Source organism: Anaerobacillus sp. ABR4_321, assembly GCF_056158505.1.
In genome coordinates this window covers 3,991,639-4,005,592 of the sequence record NZ_JBSWTK010000001.1, presented here as the reverse complement: position 1 = coordinate 4,005,592, position 13,954 = coordinate 3,991,639, and the positions used below count along the sequence as shown (strand labels likewise).

14 protein-coding genes are annotated in these 13,954 nt (G+C 42.3%); 10 read left to right on the top strand and 4 right to left on the bottom strand.

What is annotated here, in order from left to right; translation table 11 throughout:
* The first annotated feature begins 43 nt into the window (after positions 1 to 43).
* The 3 genes from ACXADT_RS21020 to ACXADT_RS21010 all read left to right on the top strand — a co-directional run bounded on the left by ACXADT_RS21020 (position 44) and on the right by ACXADT_RS21010 (position 2,872).
* A complete protein-coding gene (locus ACXADT_RS21020) occupies positions 44 to 679 on the top strand; it encodes a YczE/YyaS/YitT family protein (RefSeq protein ID WP_270180724.1) in 636 nt (211 codons plus the stop codon).
* Between the two features lie 80 nt (positions 680 to 759).
* On the top strand, positions 760 to 1,317 hold the full coding sequence (locus ACXADT_RS21015; protein WP_474832748.1) for a class I SAM-dependent methyltransferase: 558 nt from the start codon (positions 760 to 762) through the stop codon (positions 1,315 to 1,317).
* 223 nt (positions 1,318 to 1,540) lie between these two features.
* Positions 1,541 to 2,872: a S8 family serine peptidase gene (locus ACXADT_RS21010; RefSeq protein ID WP_270180726.1), complete on the top strand. Its 1,332-nt coding sequence runs from the start codon at positions 1,541 to 1,543 to the stop codon at positions 2,870 to 2,872.
* A 181-nt stretch (positions 2,873 to 3,053) separates the two neighbouring features.
* On the opposite strand, the gene ACXADT_RS21005 is transcribed toward ACXADT_RS21010, so the two are convergent.
* Together ACXADT_RS21005 and ACXADT_RS21000 are read right to left on the bottom strand one after the other, a co-directional pair.
* The gene (locus ACXADT_RS21005; RefSeq protein WP_270180727.1) at positions 3,054 to 4,154 is read right to left on the bottom strand and encodes a M24 family metallopeptidase; all 1,101 of its coding nucleotides are present in this window, start codon (positions 4,152 to 4,154) and stop codon (positions 3,054 to 3,056) included.
* Between the two features lie 24 nt (positions 4,155 to 4,178).
* Positions 4,179 to 5,567 (bottom strand): sodium:solute symporter family protein, encoded by a 1,389-nt coding sequence (locus ACXADT_RS21000; RefSeq protein ID WP_474832747.1) that lies wholly within the window; start codon positions 5,565 to 5,567, stop codon positions 4,179 to 4,181.
* A 550-nt stretch (positions 5,568 to 6,117) separates the two neighbouring features.
* On the opposite strand from ACXADT_RS21000, the gene ACXADT_RS20995 reads away from it, so the two are divergent.
* The 7 genes from ACXADT_RS20995 (at position 6,118) to ACXADT_RS20965 (ending at position 12,504) form a co-directional block, all read left to right on the top strand.
* Positions 6,118 to 7,527, top strand: coding sequence for a rhodanese-like domain-containing protein (locus ACXADT_RS20995; protein ID WP_474832745.1), 1,410 nt, complete (start codon positions 6,118 to 6,120; stop codon positions 7,525 to 7,527).
* A gap of 299 nt (positions 7,528 to 7,826) precedes the next feature.
* On the top strand, positions 7,827 to 8,750 hold the full coding sequence (glaH, locus tag ACXADT_RS20990) for a glutarate dioxygenase GlaH (protein ID WP_474832744.1): 924 nt from the start codon (positions 7,827 to 7,829) through the stop codon (positions 8,748 to 8,750).
* 17 nt (positions 8,751 to 8,767) lie between these two features.
* Complete coding sequence (gene lhgO, locus ACXADT_RS20985) at positions 8,768 to 9,976, top strand: L-2-hydroxyglutarate oxidase (RefSeq protein ID WP_474832742.1); 1,209 nt, start codon at positions 8,768 to 8,770, stop codon at positions 9,974 to 9,976.
* 115 nt (positions 9,977 to 10,091) lie between these two features.
* Positions 10,092 to 10,844: an alpha/beta hydrolase gene (locus ACXADT_RS20980; protein WP_474832741.1), complete on the top strand. Its 753-nt coding sequence runs from the start codon at positions 10,092 to 10,094 to the stop codon at positions 10,842 to 10,844.
* A 20-nt stretch (positions 10,845 to 10,864) separates the two neighbouring features.
* Entirely contained in the window at positions 10,865 to 11,419 is a 555-nt protein-coding gene (locus ACXADT_RS20975) for a cysteine hydrolase family protein (protein WP_474832739.1), read from the top strand.
* A gap of 86 nt (positions 11,420 to 11,505) precedes the next feature.
* A complete protein-coding gene (locus ACXADT_RS20970; protein ID WP_474832737.1) occupies positions 11,506 to 12,078 on the top strand; it encodes a M15 family metallopeptidase in 573 nt (190 codons plus the stop codon).
* A 15-nt stretch (positions 12,079 to 12,093) separates the two neighbouring features.
* Positions 12,094 to 12,504, top strand: a complete 411-nt coding sequence (locus ACXADT_RS20965; protein WP_474832736.1) for an NUDIX hydrolase — start codon at positions 12,094 to 12,096, stop codon at positions 12,502 to 12,504.
* Between the two features lie 21 nt (positions 12,505 to 12,525).
* On the opposite strand, the gene ACXADT_RS20960 is transcribed toward ACXADT_RS20965, so the two are convergent.
* A complete protein-coding gene (locus tag ACXADT_RS20960; RefSeq protein ID WP_270180736.1) occupies positions 12,526 to 12,846 on the bottom strand; it encodes a DUF3870 domain-containing protein in 321 nt (106 codons plus the stop codon).
* On the bottom strand, positions 12,846 to 13,919 hold the full coding sequence (locus ACXADT_RS20955) for a DctP family TRAP transporter solute-binding subunit (RefSeq protein WP_474832734.1): 1,074 nt from the start codon (positions 13,917 to 13,919) through the stop codon (positions 12,846 to 12,848). The genes ACXADT_RS20960 and ACXADT_RS20955 overlap by 1 nt, the downstream gene beginning before the upstream one ends.
* Positions 13,920 to 13,954 lie beyond the last annotated feature (35 nt).

Sequence of the window (13,954 nt, the reverse complement as noted above, 5' to 3'; positions counted from 1 at the left end):
CTGTTATCAAGTTTTTAAACTTAGAGGAAGGGAGGGGATCGTAATGGCTTATCGTATTACGGTTTACCTTCTAGGTATGTTCATAAACTTCTTTGGTGTAGCGTTAATCATTCACGCCTCCATCGGAGCTGGGTTCTGGACATCCTTTTTTATTGGAGTCTCAGACCTTTTTGGTTTAACAGTCGGTTTTTGGTATGGTGTTTTCCAATTTCTAATCATCTTTTTAAACGGATGGTTAATGAAGCAAAATCCGGAATTCAAAGCACTATTGCCAGTGTTTATGGAAAGCTTTATTCTTGATTTTTGGTTAGAAATCGTATTTGCATCTGTTGATCTGTCAGCAGCACCAGTAGTAGTAAAAGCTTTAACACTTGGAGTTGGAATGTTCACGATTGGTCTTGGTGTAGCGATTTACATCCTGCCGCAGTTTCCAAGAGCACCTGTCGATCAATTATTCTTAGCAGTCAGTGCACGTTTTAATGTGAGTCTGCGTATGGGACAAACATTAGTTGCTATCGCTGTCGCATCTCTAGCTGTATTGATCGGCGGACCAGTAGGAATTGGTACAGCCGTACTCGTTTTATTCCTTGGGCCAGTTATTCAACTATGGTATACGAGGGCTTATCCAATGTATTACATGCTTAAACCAGAAAATGCTCCCCAAGAAGAGTATTTATAAATCGAAATTCAACAAGCGTTCCTGCCTCGTAGCAGTGAGCGCTTTTATTAATGTATACTAATTCTGAGGAGGTTGATGTTATGACTGGAAAACGATTTAAACCTGGTAAGGCAGATAAGCTTCTTGACCCAAAACGAAATGAAATCTTATCTCCAGAGCAAGTCATCTCGCTTCTGAAAGTGAAGGAAACAGACCATGTAGCCGATTTAGGCGCGGGTAATGGTTACTTTACGTTGCCGCTAGCTCAAGTAGCAGAAACGGTATATGCTGTGGATATCGAAAAGCAGATGCTAGAGCTTCTAAAAGAGCGTGGCTCACATATGAGCAACATTCAATACATTGTAAGTGATCTAGAGGAAATTAAGTTGCCGGATCGAGTAGCGGATCATGCCCTAGTAGCTTTTGTTCTTCACGAAGTACCTAATCTTACGAAAGCATTTACGGAATTGAAGCGGATCCTAAAGCCTGGTCAAAGGCTGCTCGTTCTTGAGTGGGAAAAAATCGAGATGGAGATGGGTCCTCCTATTCACGAACGATTGTCTTCTGAGCAAATGAAAGAAGTTTTTATCGATAACGGTTTAGAACCGGAAGTTCATTACTTCCATGAAGCGGTATATGGAATATCAGCAGTAGTCTAGATTTATAGTGCGCTACCCATGAACGAATACCCCTAATGCATAAGGGGTATTTTTTATGATTGAAAGGAAAAGTTTAGGTTGTTGGGAAATAAAAGCTTTATATGCCCAATAATTAGAGGATAAGAGTCTGAACTTTCCCAATACAAAGAATGGTCGAACTCCTTTATCATGTTAGGTAGGCACTCAAGAGGAGTGCAAAAAAACTTTATGATGGAGGTATTCAATGAGATTCTTGAACAAGATAGCACTTATTGTGTTATTGGTTGCAGCAACATTAATACCGGGGCAGATGAAGCAAGCGGAAGCTAGCTCATTGAAAGTGGATCAGGCGTTAACAAATTTATTAGCTAATATTACAAACTTTAGTGAAGTAGAGGCAATCATTACATATGACAGTATGCCGACTATTGAGCAGTTGGATAAATTGAAGTCATTTGGACTATCGGTTAAAACGTTTAGTGAAATACCTGTTGTAGGTGTTTCTGGCACGGCTCTAGAAATTAATTCACTATTAGACAGCGGATTGAATGCGCTTGGAATCTATAAAAACAAAGAACTGGATTATCTCATGAAAGATAGCCGCAAACTTATCGGTGCTGAAAAGGTTTGGAATGACCTTGGATATACAGGGAAAGGTACGACCGTTGCAGTCATCGATAGCGGAATCGATGCAACGCACCCTGATCTTCCGATGGGAGATAAAGTGGTCCAAAACGTGAAGATGTTAGTTGGAGGAAGCATTTTCGGTGGGGAATCTCTCTATCTTGAAAATGTACCGAACACAGATACGACCTCTGGTCACGGTACTCACGTAGCTGGAACGATTGCTGGTAATGGCACAGCGAGTGACGGTCTGTACAGTGGCGTTGCTCCTGATGCGAAACTAGTGGGGATTGGTGCTGGTGAAGCAATCAGCATTCTATGGGCTCTTGAAAGCTTTAACTATGTAATCGAGCATCAAGAAGAGTATGGCATCGATGTTGTAAGTAATAGTTGGGGTACGACAGGTGAGTATGACCCGAATTCTCCGATCAACGTAGCAAGTAAAACGGCTCATGATAATGGGATCACAGTTACTTTTGCAGCAGGAAATGAAGGGCCAGAAAATGATACGCTAAATCCTTACTCAGCTGCACCTTGGGTTATTTCAGTAGCCGCTGGTACGAAAGACAAGCAGCTTGCTGATTTCTCTTCAAGAGGGGTACCTGGTGACAATCTTCTACATCCTGATATTACTGCGCCAGGCGTTGATATCGTTGCAACGAAATCTTCTACAGGTGTTGTGATCAACGCACTTGGTACTACAAAAGACGTTAATTATATCGACCCTGAATACATTCCGTTCTACACGACGTCTAGTGGTACGAGCATGGCAACACCACACATTTCTGGAATCATTGCGCTTATGGAAGAAGCTGCAACAGATCTTTCACCAGATGAAGCACTTAGTCTTCTCGAACAAACAGCTGAGCCAATGTCTGGTTATGAGTACCATGAGGTTGGTGCCGGTTATGTGGATGCATACAAAGCAGTACAGCAGGCTGCAACAAAATAATTTATTTATGATGAAGGCACGACTCGATGATGAGTCGTGCCCTTTCTAGTTTTTAGCATATTTAAAACCTTATAAACTAATGACCCTTTATTCCGCTCTTCATGAGTATTCACTCCTGCTGAAGGCGATCCTCGAATGAAACTAAAATCCCGTGCTGTTTTTAGCACGGGATTTAGTGTGATCAACCTACGATCTGAAGTTCTTTCGGGAATTTTGTTAATGTTTCATAACCATTAGGTGTAACAAGAACATCATCCTCGATGCGTACTCCGCCGATTTCTGGTACATAGATACCTGGTTCGATCGTGTACGTCATGCCTTCTTGTAGAACATTATCGTTGTTTTCACTCATCGAAGGATACTCGTGTACTTCAATCCCGATTCCATGTCCGATTCGGTGAGGGAAGTGATCGCCGTATCCACCATTCGTGATAATTTCGCGAGCCTTTTTATCAAGGTCACCAAGGCGAGTGCCTGGCTTTGAAATGTTTAGCGTTTCAAGCTGAGCATTAAGCACGATATCGTAGATTTCTTTTTGCTTTTCATTCACTTCTTGGAAAGCGACTGTTCGAGTGATGTCAGAGCAATAGCCGTTATGAACAACACCAAGATCAAATAAAACGAGGTCGCCTTTTTTAAGCTTCCGATCTCCAGGGTTACCATGTGGTTGTCCAGCTTTTTCACCGAATAGAACCATTGTGGAGAATGACATTTCGCGAATGCCTTTCTTCTTTAATTCATATTCGATCGTTGCGAGGACTTCCATCTCAGTCACGCCTTCACGAAGTGCTTTAATCCCAGTTTCAACACCGAAGTCAGCAAGCTCTGCAGCTTCACGAAGGACTTTTAATTCTTGATCGTCTTTAATTAAACGAAGCTCATTTAGCTTCTCTTCAGCACTTGTGAACGTTACGCCAGAATAGCGCTGCATGATTTGCTCTGCACGCTCATATGCAAGCGTCACTTTTTCAATCGCTACGTGATCAGCTTCTTCTATTCCGCGTTCTTTAAGTGCAGTATGGATGAGCTCCCAAGGGTTGTCAGCATCTCCATGTCCAATGATGTCATGCTTCCAACCTGCATCTCTTGCTTGGGAAACTTCCATGCCTGGTGTCACGAGGAATGGATCCTGATCAGGGAACACAAACAGACCTAATAAACGTTCATGTGGGTCTGTATGGAAACCAGATAAATAAAAGACGTTTGATGGTGTATGAACAAATGCGAATGTTTGTCCTGTTTCCTTCAGCCAGTTCGAGAAATTTTCTAGACGTTGATTCATTCGGACCACAACCTTTTCTGTTTCTTACTTATTCTTTTTCGTAGTCGCAAGTGTAACGACGATGAGTACGATTACTGCGACCGGTACGGCGAAAAGAACGCTGTTCAGATCAAATGGTTTTGCTAGTGGGATTTCCCATACAAGCGTTGTCGCAACACCAGCGATCATGGAAGAAATACCACCGTAGTAATTCACTCGTTTCCAGAAGAACACTGCTAGTACAGCAGGAGTGATTCCGGCTCCGTATACTGTGTAAGCATACATTTGGACAGAAAGCACTGTTGGGAAAAAGCTGATGATCACATAAGCTAGAGCACCGAGAATAACAATGAACCATTTAGTCATGTTTAACAGCTGACGATCTGTTGCGTCCTTTTTCACGTACTTCCCAACAATATCATACGTTACGTTTGTTGCAGCTGACAATAGATACGAGTTCCCAGTTGTAATGATAAAGGCAGTAGCTGCAGTGAGAAGAATTCCTCCTACTACAGTAGGCATGGCAACCGTTGTGGCCATAAGTGCCATTCCCGGATCGATATCAGGGAAGATCGATCGAGAAGCGAATGCAATTAATGCAATTGTAGGTGAAATGAGTAACATCGCAACAAGCCATCCGATTTGCGCTCGTTTAGACGATTTATCTCCACTTGAAGAGGCCAGACGCTGATACATGTTCTGGTCTGCAAGTAATAAGAATAGGGACGGAAGCAAATATCCAAGCAGTTGAATATTCGATAGTTGTCCACTAAACGTTAGGTGGTCACTCGGTACATTTGCAATAATTTCATCCCAACCACCAGCGATAACAAAGATGGTCGGTAACGTAACACCAAGACCGACTACCATTAAGATTGCGCTGATCGCATCTGTTGGAGCGACGGAACGAAGTCCACCGATCGTAGCAAGAAATATGATAAGTGCAGCTCCGATGATCGTTCCAAGTTCAACTGAAATACCAGTCGTTAAATTAAGGATAAATCCAAAGCCTTTCATTTGATAAGAAACGATACCTACATAGGCAAGAATAATAATGATACCTGCAAGCATACGTGCAAATTGGCCGTATTTTTCTTCAAGAATAGAAGAAACGGTATATTTACCAAATTCACGAATACGTGGTGCAATTATATAAAGCGTTCCGATCCCGATCAGTGTTGGGACCGCCATCAAGAAGGCTGGAATGATTCCATAGCTATACGCCATAGACGTTTCTCCACCTGAAATACTTCCACTACCTGTCCATGTTGCTAAAAGCGTACCCGTAAGTACGAGAGCACCGAGTCCTTTTCCTGCAAGAATAAAGTCCTCACTACTCGAAACTTTCTTAGAGAAATAAATTCCTAAACCGACCATCAAGATGCCATACGCGATGACAAACCAGAGGAGGTTTGGATTGTGTGTAATTTCCATTACGTAAACGTCACTTCCTTGTTGTGTAATTTTCTAGGGTGCGCACCGATTCGTATCCTATCATAAGAAGAGTCGATTATAAAAAAAGGCTCTCATCTTGGTTGGAAACGATTTCTAACTTTTATTAGAATGCGCCAAGAAAGTGGTACTATTATAACCTCTTTATGGGAAAATCACCTTTATAATGCTTATATATGGTAATTATGTGAGCTTTAAGTACTAATTTGAGGTTTGTTTTCACGGTGAAAAAAAGAGCTATTATTGCGAATTTTACCTTTGTTTTGACGATGGAGGGAAGAGAAGTTATAAGTTTGCATCATAATCGTGATGAATTTACTTACTTTTCGTGATTATTTAGTAGGGTTTCGTGAACCAAATAAGTGTTGCGCGGATAGACGAAGAATGAGTATTTCTTGAAGGATATAGAGATGTTATAAAGAATGGTGTAGGGGGTATAAAACAATATACTTGATAAAAAGATAAAGAGTAGATATGATGGTTTTACATACCCATAGGGGTAATTTATTTATTGTATTTGGAGGGTTACGAAATGTATCTACGCACATTCTTTGATGAAAAGCTAGCACAATATTCTTATTTGATCGGTTGTCAACGAACAGGCGAAGCACTTGTGATCGACCCGGCTCGAGATGTGACCCCTTATATAGAAGTAGCAAAAAAAGAAGGTTTCCATTTAGCCGCTGCAGCCGAAACACACATTCATGCTGATTTCGTATCTGGTGCACGTCAGCTTGCAGAGAAGCATGATGTGAAATTGTATTTATCTGATGAAGGTGATCAAGACGCAAAGTATGAGTATCTTCAAGGATTAAATGTGGATTTAGTGAAAGATGGATCCATCATTAATGTAGGAAATATCGAACTTAAGGTAATGCATACCCCAGGACATACTCCTGAAAGTATTTCGTTCATGCTGACAGATCGTGGCGGTGGCTCAGACGTACCGATGGGTGTATTCACAGGAGACTTCGTCTTTGTTGGTGATATTGGACGTCCTGACTTGCTTGAAAAATCAGCTGGACAAGAAGGAACAGCTGAGAAAGGTGCAAAGGAGATGTTCAAATCACTTCAAACGTTTAAAGAGCTACCTGAGTTTCTTATGGTATGGCCAGGACACGGTGCTGGAAGTGCATGCGGTAAATCACTCGGTGCGGTGCCACAATCAACAGTCGGCTATGAGCTTCGAAATAACTGGGCATTGAAGGAAGAGAATGAGGAAACATTCCGAAAAGAACTCTTGAATGAACAGCCAGAACCACCGACGTATTTTTCTGTTATGAAGAAAGTAAATAAGGAAGGTCCTGCAGTGTTATCTGGTGAGGAGCTTCAGAAGGTCAACAATGCCGAGGAGTTTAAAGCATTTGCTGAGCAAGAAAACACAACGATCGTTGATACTCGTCCAGCAAAAGACTTTGCAGAAGGTCATATTGAAGGTGCAATCAATTTACCATACAATAAAGCATTTACGAACTGGTCCGGCTGGGTGCTCGACTACGATAAAGACCTCATATTGGTCGCAAACGATGATATGAAAGAAGACGTTGTTACATCGCTTCATTCGATCGGAATCGATAAGATCAAAGCGTACGCAAGTCCGGACATTCTATCACAATGGAATGATCTTGAAGGATACACGTTCATCTCAACTGAAGAGTTGAAGGATGTATATGAAAAAGAAGATGTCTATGTGGTCGATATCCGAAAAGAGAACGAGTATAACCAAGGCCATATTCCTGGAGCAGGACACCATATGCTTGGTTATATCGAAGACCAAGTTGAAGACATCCCTGAAGATAAAACGCTCGTCGTACATTGTCAATCAGGTACACGTTCTGCGATTGGAACGAGCTTGTTACAATCACTTGGGTTTAAAGATATCTTGAACTATAGCGGTGGTTTTGCTGCATGGGAGAAAGAAGGAGACAGAGTAGAGAAATAATCATGTTGAGAACGCAAAGCGAGAAGCTTTGCGTTTTTAGCTTGTTGTAAAACCACCCTTAATACTTTTTCATTGACGGAAAATTCTAACTGTTGTAATCTGAATGAGAAGCCTCCATTTAGAAAGGTATCCCCCTTTCAAAATCCGGAGGAAAGGGAATAGGAAAAAAGAACAATACTGCGTAAATTACTAAAGCTCCTACATGAGCTATCTCGTGATTACAAGCCAGTGTATCGATCTCGAATTATCGGGAGACGTATGCTGGCTTTTTTTAATTTCTAAAAAGGGAGAGGTTCGAAATGATTGAGACGAAATTGGAACGAAAGACGATCAAAGGGAATGGGTATGAAATTAAGCCCTCTTTAGATCATGGGCGAATGTACGAGATCGAACTCGATCGAGAGGTGCTGGCGCGGTTCTTTGAAGAAGTGAAAACGATCAGTAGTCAACAGCTCGATTATATTCCTTATATGCGGTTTATTATGACTGATAAGCTCGTTAAGCTGCTTGATGAAAACTTCCAGAAAACAGTGAGGGGCATCCTTCACGATCGATCCACAGGTGGCTTTACGGTTGGCGTCGGTGGGTATACGGAAGACACGGAAGAGTATGTGAAGTTCTCTACTGCTTTTTCCCACCTCGTCGGAATTCCGAACTTCGACGCGATGTCTGGAAATTACTATGCTCGCTTTTCAGTGAAGCATACGGATGATAGCGATTCTTACCTGCGTCAGGCGTACCGTCTGTTCACGCTTCATACGGATGGCACGTATGTTGATGAAGCGACAGACTGGCTTTTGATGATGAAGTTTGGAGAAGAACATGCAGTCGGAGGAAGATCCCGTTTGCTCCACCTTGATGACTGGGAAGATCTTGACCATTTCTACAATCATCCACTAGCAACTCAGAAGCTCGTCTACAAGGCACCGCCTAGTAAAAACGTTATTAAAGAGGTATTTCGAACAACGTTTTATGAAAGGAACAATGAGCCTTGCATGTGTTTCATCGATCAATTTGTTCATCCTTCAAGCATTGAAGAAGCAACGTATTTGAAGGATCTTTCTTACTCTATGGAGAAGTCTTCGGAAACAAAAGGTGTCGATCTGCCTGAAGGAAAGCTCGTGATGTTGAACAACCATTTCTGGCTTCACGGAAGAGAAGCGTTCGAAGAGAATCCTGCGCTTCATCGTGAACTTCTGCGCCAGCGAGGTCGATTTGCATAAAAGAAGGGGACATGAGGATGTATGATTATCTCGTTATAGGAGGGGGCATCGTCGGATTATCGACAGCTCTTTCTCTTCATCAAAAGTATCCACAAGCCAGGATGGCAGTTGTAGAGAAGGAAAAACAGTGGGCAAGCCATCAGACGGGCAGGAACAGTGGTGTGATTCATTCTGGAATCTATTATAAGCCAGGTAGTTTGAAAGCAGAGCTCGCGAGAAAAGGCAGCCAGTCGATGGTTCATTTTTGCCAGGAGTATGGGATTCCGCATGAGGTTTGCGGTAAAGTAATCGTCGCAGTAGATGATACGGAGAAAGAAAACTTAACCAACCTTTACAAGCGCGGCCTTGAGAATGATTTAGCTGTTAGGAAACTATCGAAAAGTGAATTACTAGAAATAGAACCTCACGTTAACGGTGTAGAAGGAATCCGGGTTCCTTCTACAGGGATCGTTGATTATCAGAAGGTGACTGAAAAGCTAGCGGACCTATTAGGAGATCAAGGTGTCGACCTCCTTTCAAGTACGAAGGTGACAAACATCGAGGAAGAGGAGAACGAAGCAGTGGTAGATACTACTCGAGGTACCTTGAAAACTCGTTATCTTGTGAACTGCGCGGGACTTCATAGTGACCGAATGGCGAAACTCGCAGGCATGTATACGGATGTTAAGATTGTGCCGTTCAGAGGAGAATACTACGAAGTTAAAAAAGAGAAAAGCTATCTCGTGAAAAATTTGATCTACCCTGTGCCAAATCCAGAGTTTCCGTTTCTCGGCGTACATCTGACAAGAATGATGGATGGTGGCATTCACGCAGGCCCGAACGCAGTTCTTAGTTTAAAGAGAGAAGGCTATCACAAATTGGCTTTTGATATGAAAGATACGGTTGACGTCCTGTCGTTCGAAGGGTTTTGGAGAATGGCAGCTAGTAATCTTAAAGAAGGAATGAAAGAGATGAAGCGCTCCTTTCACAAGAAATCATTTGTGAAGAGCCTACAGCGGCTCGTTCCAGAAATCGAGGAAGATGATGTGGTTCCTACCCATTCTGGTGTTCGAGCTCAAGCCCTCTTAAAAGATGGAAAGCTTGTTGATGACTTTTTCGTTTTTCCAGGCAAGCGCTCAATTCATGTGTGCAATGCCCCTTCACCGGCTGCGACCGCTTCACTCGAAATTGGTAAGGTCATCGCGAACAAAGTGCCGAGTGTCGTAACTACCAAAATGTATATGTAAGAATGATGCTGCTGAGAGAGACTCAGCAGTTTTTCTTTACGAAAAAAGGAAATATGGACGACTTACCGAACAGCTATAAAGTGTAAAACTTGTTGGAAGCGAGTGGTAAAGCATGATGAGGGAATTCAGTCTATTCATCCCCGTGTTTAATGAGAAAAGAAGGATAAGACTTTATATACCAAACGACTACGATGAGACAGATATTCGTTACCCTGTCATCTATATGCATGATGGTCAAAACGTTTTTCATGATCGTGACGCAGTAGGAGGGAGGTCACTCCGATTAAGAGAATATCTCGATAAGGAAAAGAAAAACGTTATCGTAGTTGCAGTTGATTCAGGTGTAGCACGAATGAGTGAATATTGTCCGTTCCCTACTGGAGAGTTGAGTAGGCAGGTCACTGCTAGAGAGCCTATCTCCAATGTTAAAGGCATCGAGTATATTGATTTTATCGTAAACGAGTTGAAGCCATATATCGACCGAACGTATCGAACGCTCGACCGTTCCGCCATGGCAGGGATATCTCTTGGAGGGTTGTTGACAGTGTATGCCATTTGTCGATATCCACATGTTTTCTCTAGAGGTGCAGCGATCTCTTCTGCTTTCTTTCGGAATCAGGAGGAGATCGAACGATTCATCGAAACGACAGACTTATCGAAGGTAGAGAAACTATACCTCGATTGTGGGACGGATGAATCGAGTGATGAGCAGCTCAATTCTGTATTTTTTGAGACTAATCAAAAGGTGAGTACGCTACTAAAGGAGAAGGGAATACAAGTTGAATTCCATCGAGTCGAGGGTGGGGCACATACATATGAAGCTTTTAGTAAGAGGGTCGGTCGTGTCATTTCATTTTTAGTAAATTAGGGTATAAGGAGGCGTTCGTGATGAAAGCATTACTAGTCGTAGATGTTCAGAAAGCATTTTTTAACGAAAAATGGGGAGAACGAAACAATCATGATGCAGAGGAAAAGATGGGTACGATCATCGATCATTGGCGAAAGCAAGGGGAGGAGGTCATCTTCATCCAACATTTATCCAATGACCCGCAGTCTGTTTTTTATCACAAACAAGAAGGGTTCGAGATAAAAGAGTCCGTTAAACCGTTAAGAGATGAACAAATCTTTACGAAGACAGTGAACAGTGCTTTTATAGGAACTGGTTTAAAAGATTACCTTCATGACAGGAAGATCAGTGAAGTGGTGATCGTTGGTTTAACGACACCTCACTGCGTTTCGACAACGGCACGTATGAGCGGTAATCTTGGATTCCACACGTCTGTTGTTTCAGATGCAACGGCTGCCTATGGAATCTATGATCAAGATGAAAACTATGTTGATCCAGAAACCGTTCATTCTGTTTCGCTTGCAACGATTCATGAAGAATTTGCAACGGTGATGACGACTGATCAGTTGCTTACACGGTTCGTGGAGAAGAAGTGACGAATGTGGTACATGTGAGCAAACGCTCCTCTTCTTATTGCGTTTTCCTGCTAAAATAGAGAGACGGGAGAGGAGCGGGTGTAAGCGTGAAACTATTATCGAAATTTACCAGCACGTTTCTCGTGTTGTTATGTATAGGATTAGTCGGTAACTATCTACTATCTAATTATGTTGATACTAGTAGAGTACTAGTTAATAAGGATGTTCCACTTCCGGACGAACTGCATCCAGAAGTCGAGGAAGCGAAGAATGAGCTGATTGCGAGGTCTGCGAAAAAGGGGATCGAAGTTGTCATCACAGACGGTCATCGTTCGAGTAAAGAGCAAAATAAACTGTATGAGAAAGGGAGATCCACCGAAGGTAACATTGTAACGAATGTGGCTGGAGGCGGATCATACCACAACTACGGTTTAGCGATCGATTTTGCCCTAAAGCTTGATAACGGTGATGTAGTTTGGGATATGAAGCGAGATGATAATGACAATGGAGAGTCTGATTGGATGGAAGTTGTAGCAATCGGGAAAGACCTTGGCTTTGAGTGGGGTGGAGACTGGTCGTCTTTCAAAGATTATCCTCATTTACAAATGGATTTTGGTCTTACGATCCGAGAATTGAAGAGAGGCCATAGACCTGAGAAATCGTATGCGAAAAACGAATGATCGCGAGGGAAGAATATGAGAACGAGATCTGCTGCTATCATCCTCGAGGACGATCGGGTAGCGCTAATTAAAAGAGTGAGAAATGGAGACGTCTACTACGTGTTTCCCGGTGGAGGAGTAGAAAAAGGAGAATCGAAAGAACAAGCTGCGATTCGAGAAGTTCATGAAGAGTTAGGTGTTACCATATCGTTAACAGACCTTTATGCAGAGGTTGATTTTAATGGGAAGCAATACTATTATCTTGCTCAGCTTGTTGGTGGAGAGTTTGGAACAGGAATGGGCGAAGAATATCAGCTCAAAGAAACGGATCGAGGCACGTATGAACCGGTGTGGATCGAACTTAATGAGCTCAATGGTCTCGATGTAAAGCCAGCTGAAGTTGCAAGATCCCTTTATTCTCTAAGAAAAACGGCAGATAGTCGTTAGACTAATCTGCCGTATCATCCATCATTTATTTAACGCTTCAGGATACATTTCATACTGTTTATGTGCATCCTTCAATGCTGCTGAAAGGGCATTTCCCGCTTTGCCAAGGTACCCTTCTCTCAACTGAGTTAATGGTTCTTCGATGCCATCTTTTAAACTGAAACCTTTTAACAGCTGCCTTACAAATTGTTTGCTGTGCTCGGTCATCAGCGTACAGGAAGCATCCACGATCACCCCGTAATGTTTATCTACTTCGAGTGTGAGCGTTAACGTATCTGATATATTGTTAGCGGCCATTCCCCCCGGAAGCTTCGAATGACCTGCGACGAAAATCGTATTCATTAAGTTCCCTCCTTACTGTGTGAATAGTTGCTTTGAATGCGCTCGAGCTCTTCTATTATGTTGATCGAGATTTCCTGTTCAGCCTCGTTATAAACGGGTTTAAATACGTCCCGCCACCTTTTTACTTCCTCTGTCGTCAATACATCGAGTTCTATATCTGAAGAGCGCTTGATTTCTCGAATATGCGCGTCATTGATTTCGATCGAATGTCTTCTGACCCAGTCAGTCGTTTCTTCCATAGCTTCTTCAAAAGATTCCTGCTGACTTTTCGATAGCTTTTCCCAGAAGTCTTCATGGATGACGACAGCATAACCGAGATAAGCATGGTTACTTAGTGTCATGTATGCTTGTTTCTTATAAAATTTCTTAGAATAGATGTTTGAAATGGTATTTTCCTGACCATCTACGAAGCCGACTTCGAGGTTTCGGTATGTTTTATTAAAAGAAAGTTCACTCGTACTTGCGTTCAATGCTTCAAACTGAGATTTGATAACAGGTCCAGGCATCACTCTGAAATGAAGCTGACCCATATCACTCGGTAAACGAATCGGGTGCTTGTTGTTTGTAAACTGTTTGAAGCCGTTATACCAGAAGCCTAGTCCTTTCACATTCGTTCCCTTTAGGTCGTCAAGTAGTGCTTGCCCAATCTTACCTTCGTAGGCATCTTGGACAGCATCATACCCTTGAAAAGCGTAGGGTAAGTCGAGCACTTGCCAGTTTGGAAAACGAGTTGAGAGTTTAGAAGTGGCTGGGGCGATCATTTCTACATTCCCATTCGTAACAGCTTCCCACTCATTTTGATCTTGATAGAGTTCTCCATTTGAGTAGATTTCAACTTTTATCTCATGATTTGTTTTGGCTTGAATGCGGTTGGCAAAATCACGTGCTGCCATCCCTTTTGGCGTGTTCTCGGCAGCTACATGGCTAAATCGAATAACCAACTGTTCTTCTAAACCTTCTTGTTCATCATCGTACTCTAGTATTCTTGTCGTTTCACCCGGACTAAATCCAAGGTAAAACGCAGTAAGTATGCCAGCCAAAACAAATGTTGTGATGATTGCAACTGTCTTCATAGTATCCCCTGTTTCGCAAGCGTTTCCAATAGTTT

Excerpts from the sequence above, each read along its gene's own strand:
- lhgO (WP_474832742.1), top strand. The coding sequence starts at position 8,768 with ATGTATGATTATCTCGTTATAGGAGGGGGCATCGTCGGATTATCGACA.
- ACXADT_RS21015 (WP_474832748.1), top strand. The coding sequence starts at position 760 with ATGACTGGAAAACGATTTAAACCTGGTAAGGCAGATAAGCTTCTTGAC.
- ACXADT_RS21010 (WP_270180726.1), top strand. The coding sequence starts at position 1,541 with ATGAGATTCTTGAACAAGATAGCACTTATTGTGTTATTGGTTGCAGCA.
- ACXADT_RS20975 (WP_474832739.1), top strand. The coding sequence starts at position 10,865 with ATGAAAGCATTACTAGTCGTAGATGTTCAGAAAGCATTTTTTAACGAA.
- ACXADT_RS20965 (WP_474832736.1), top strand. The coding sequence starts at position 12,094 with ATGAGAACGAGATCTGCTGCTATCATCCTCGAGGACGATCGGGTAGCG.
- ACXADT_RS21005 (WP_270180727.1), bottom strand. The coding sequence starts at position 4,154 with ATGAATCAACGTCTAGAAAATTTCTCGAACTGGCTGAAGGAAACAGGA.
- ACXADT_RS20995 (WP_474832745.1), top strand. The coding sequence starts at position 6,118 with ATGTATCTACGCACATTCTTTGATGAAAAGCTAGCACAATATTCTTAT.
- ACXADT_RS21000 (WP_474832747.1), bottom strand. The coding sequence starts at position 5,567 with ATGGAAATTACACACAATCCAAACCTCCTCTGGTTTGTCATCGCGTAT.
- ACXADT_RS20980 (WP_474832741.1), top strand. The coding sequence starts at position 10,092 with ATGAGGGAATTCAGTCTATTCATCCCCGTGTTTAATGAGAAAAGAAGG.
- glaH (WP_474832744.1), top strand. The coding sequence starts at position 7,827 with ATGATTGAGACGAAATTGGAACGAAAGACGATCAAAGGGAATGGGTAT.
- ACXADT_RS20955 (WP_474832734.1), bottom strand. The coding sequence starts at position 13,919 with ATGAAGACAGTTGCAATCATCACAACATTTGTTTTGGCTGGCATACTT.
- ACXADT_RS21020 (WP_270180724.1), top strand. The coding sequence starts at position 44 with ATGGCTTATCGTATTACGGTTTACCTTCTAGGTATGTTCATAAACTTC.
- ACXADT_RS20960 (WP_270180736.1), bottom strand. The coding sequence starts at position 12,846 with ATGAATACGATTTTCGTCGCAGGTCATTCGAAGCTTCCGGGGGGAATG.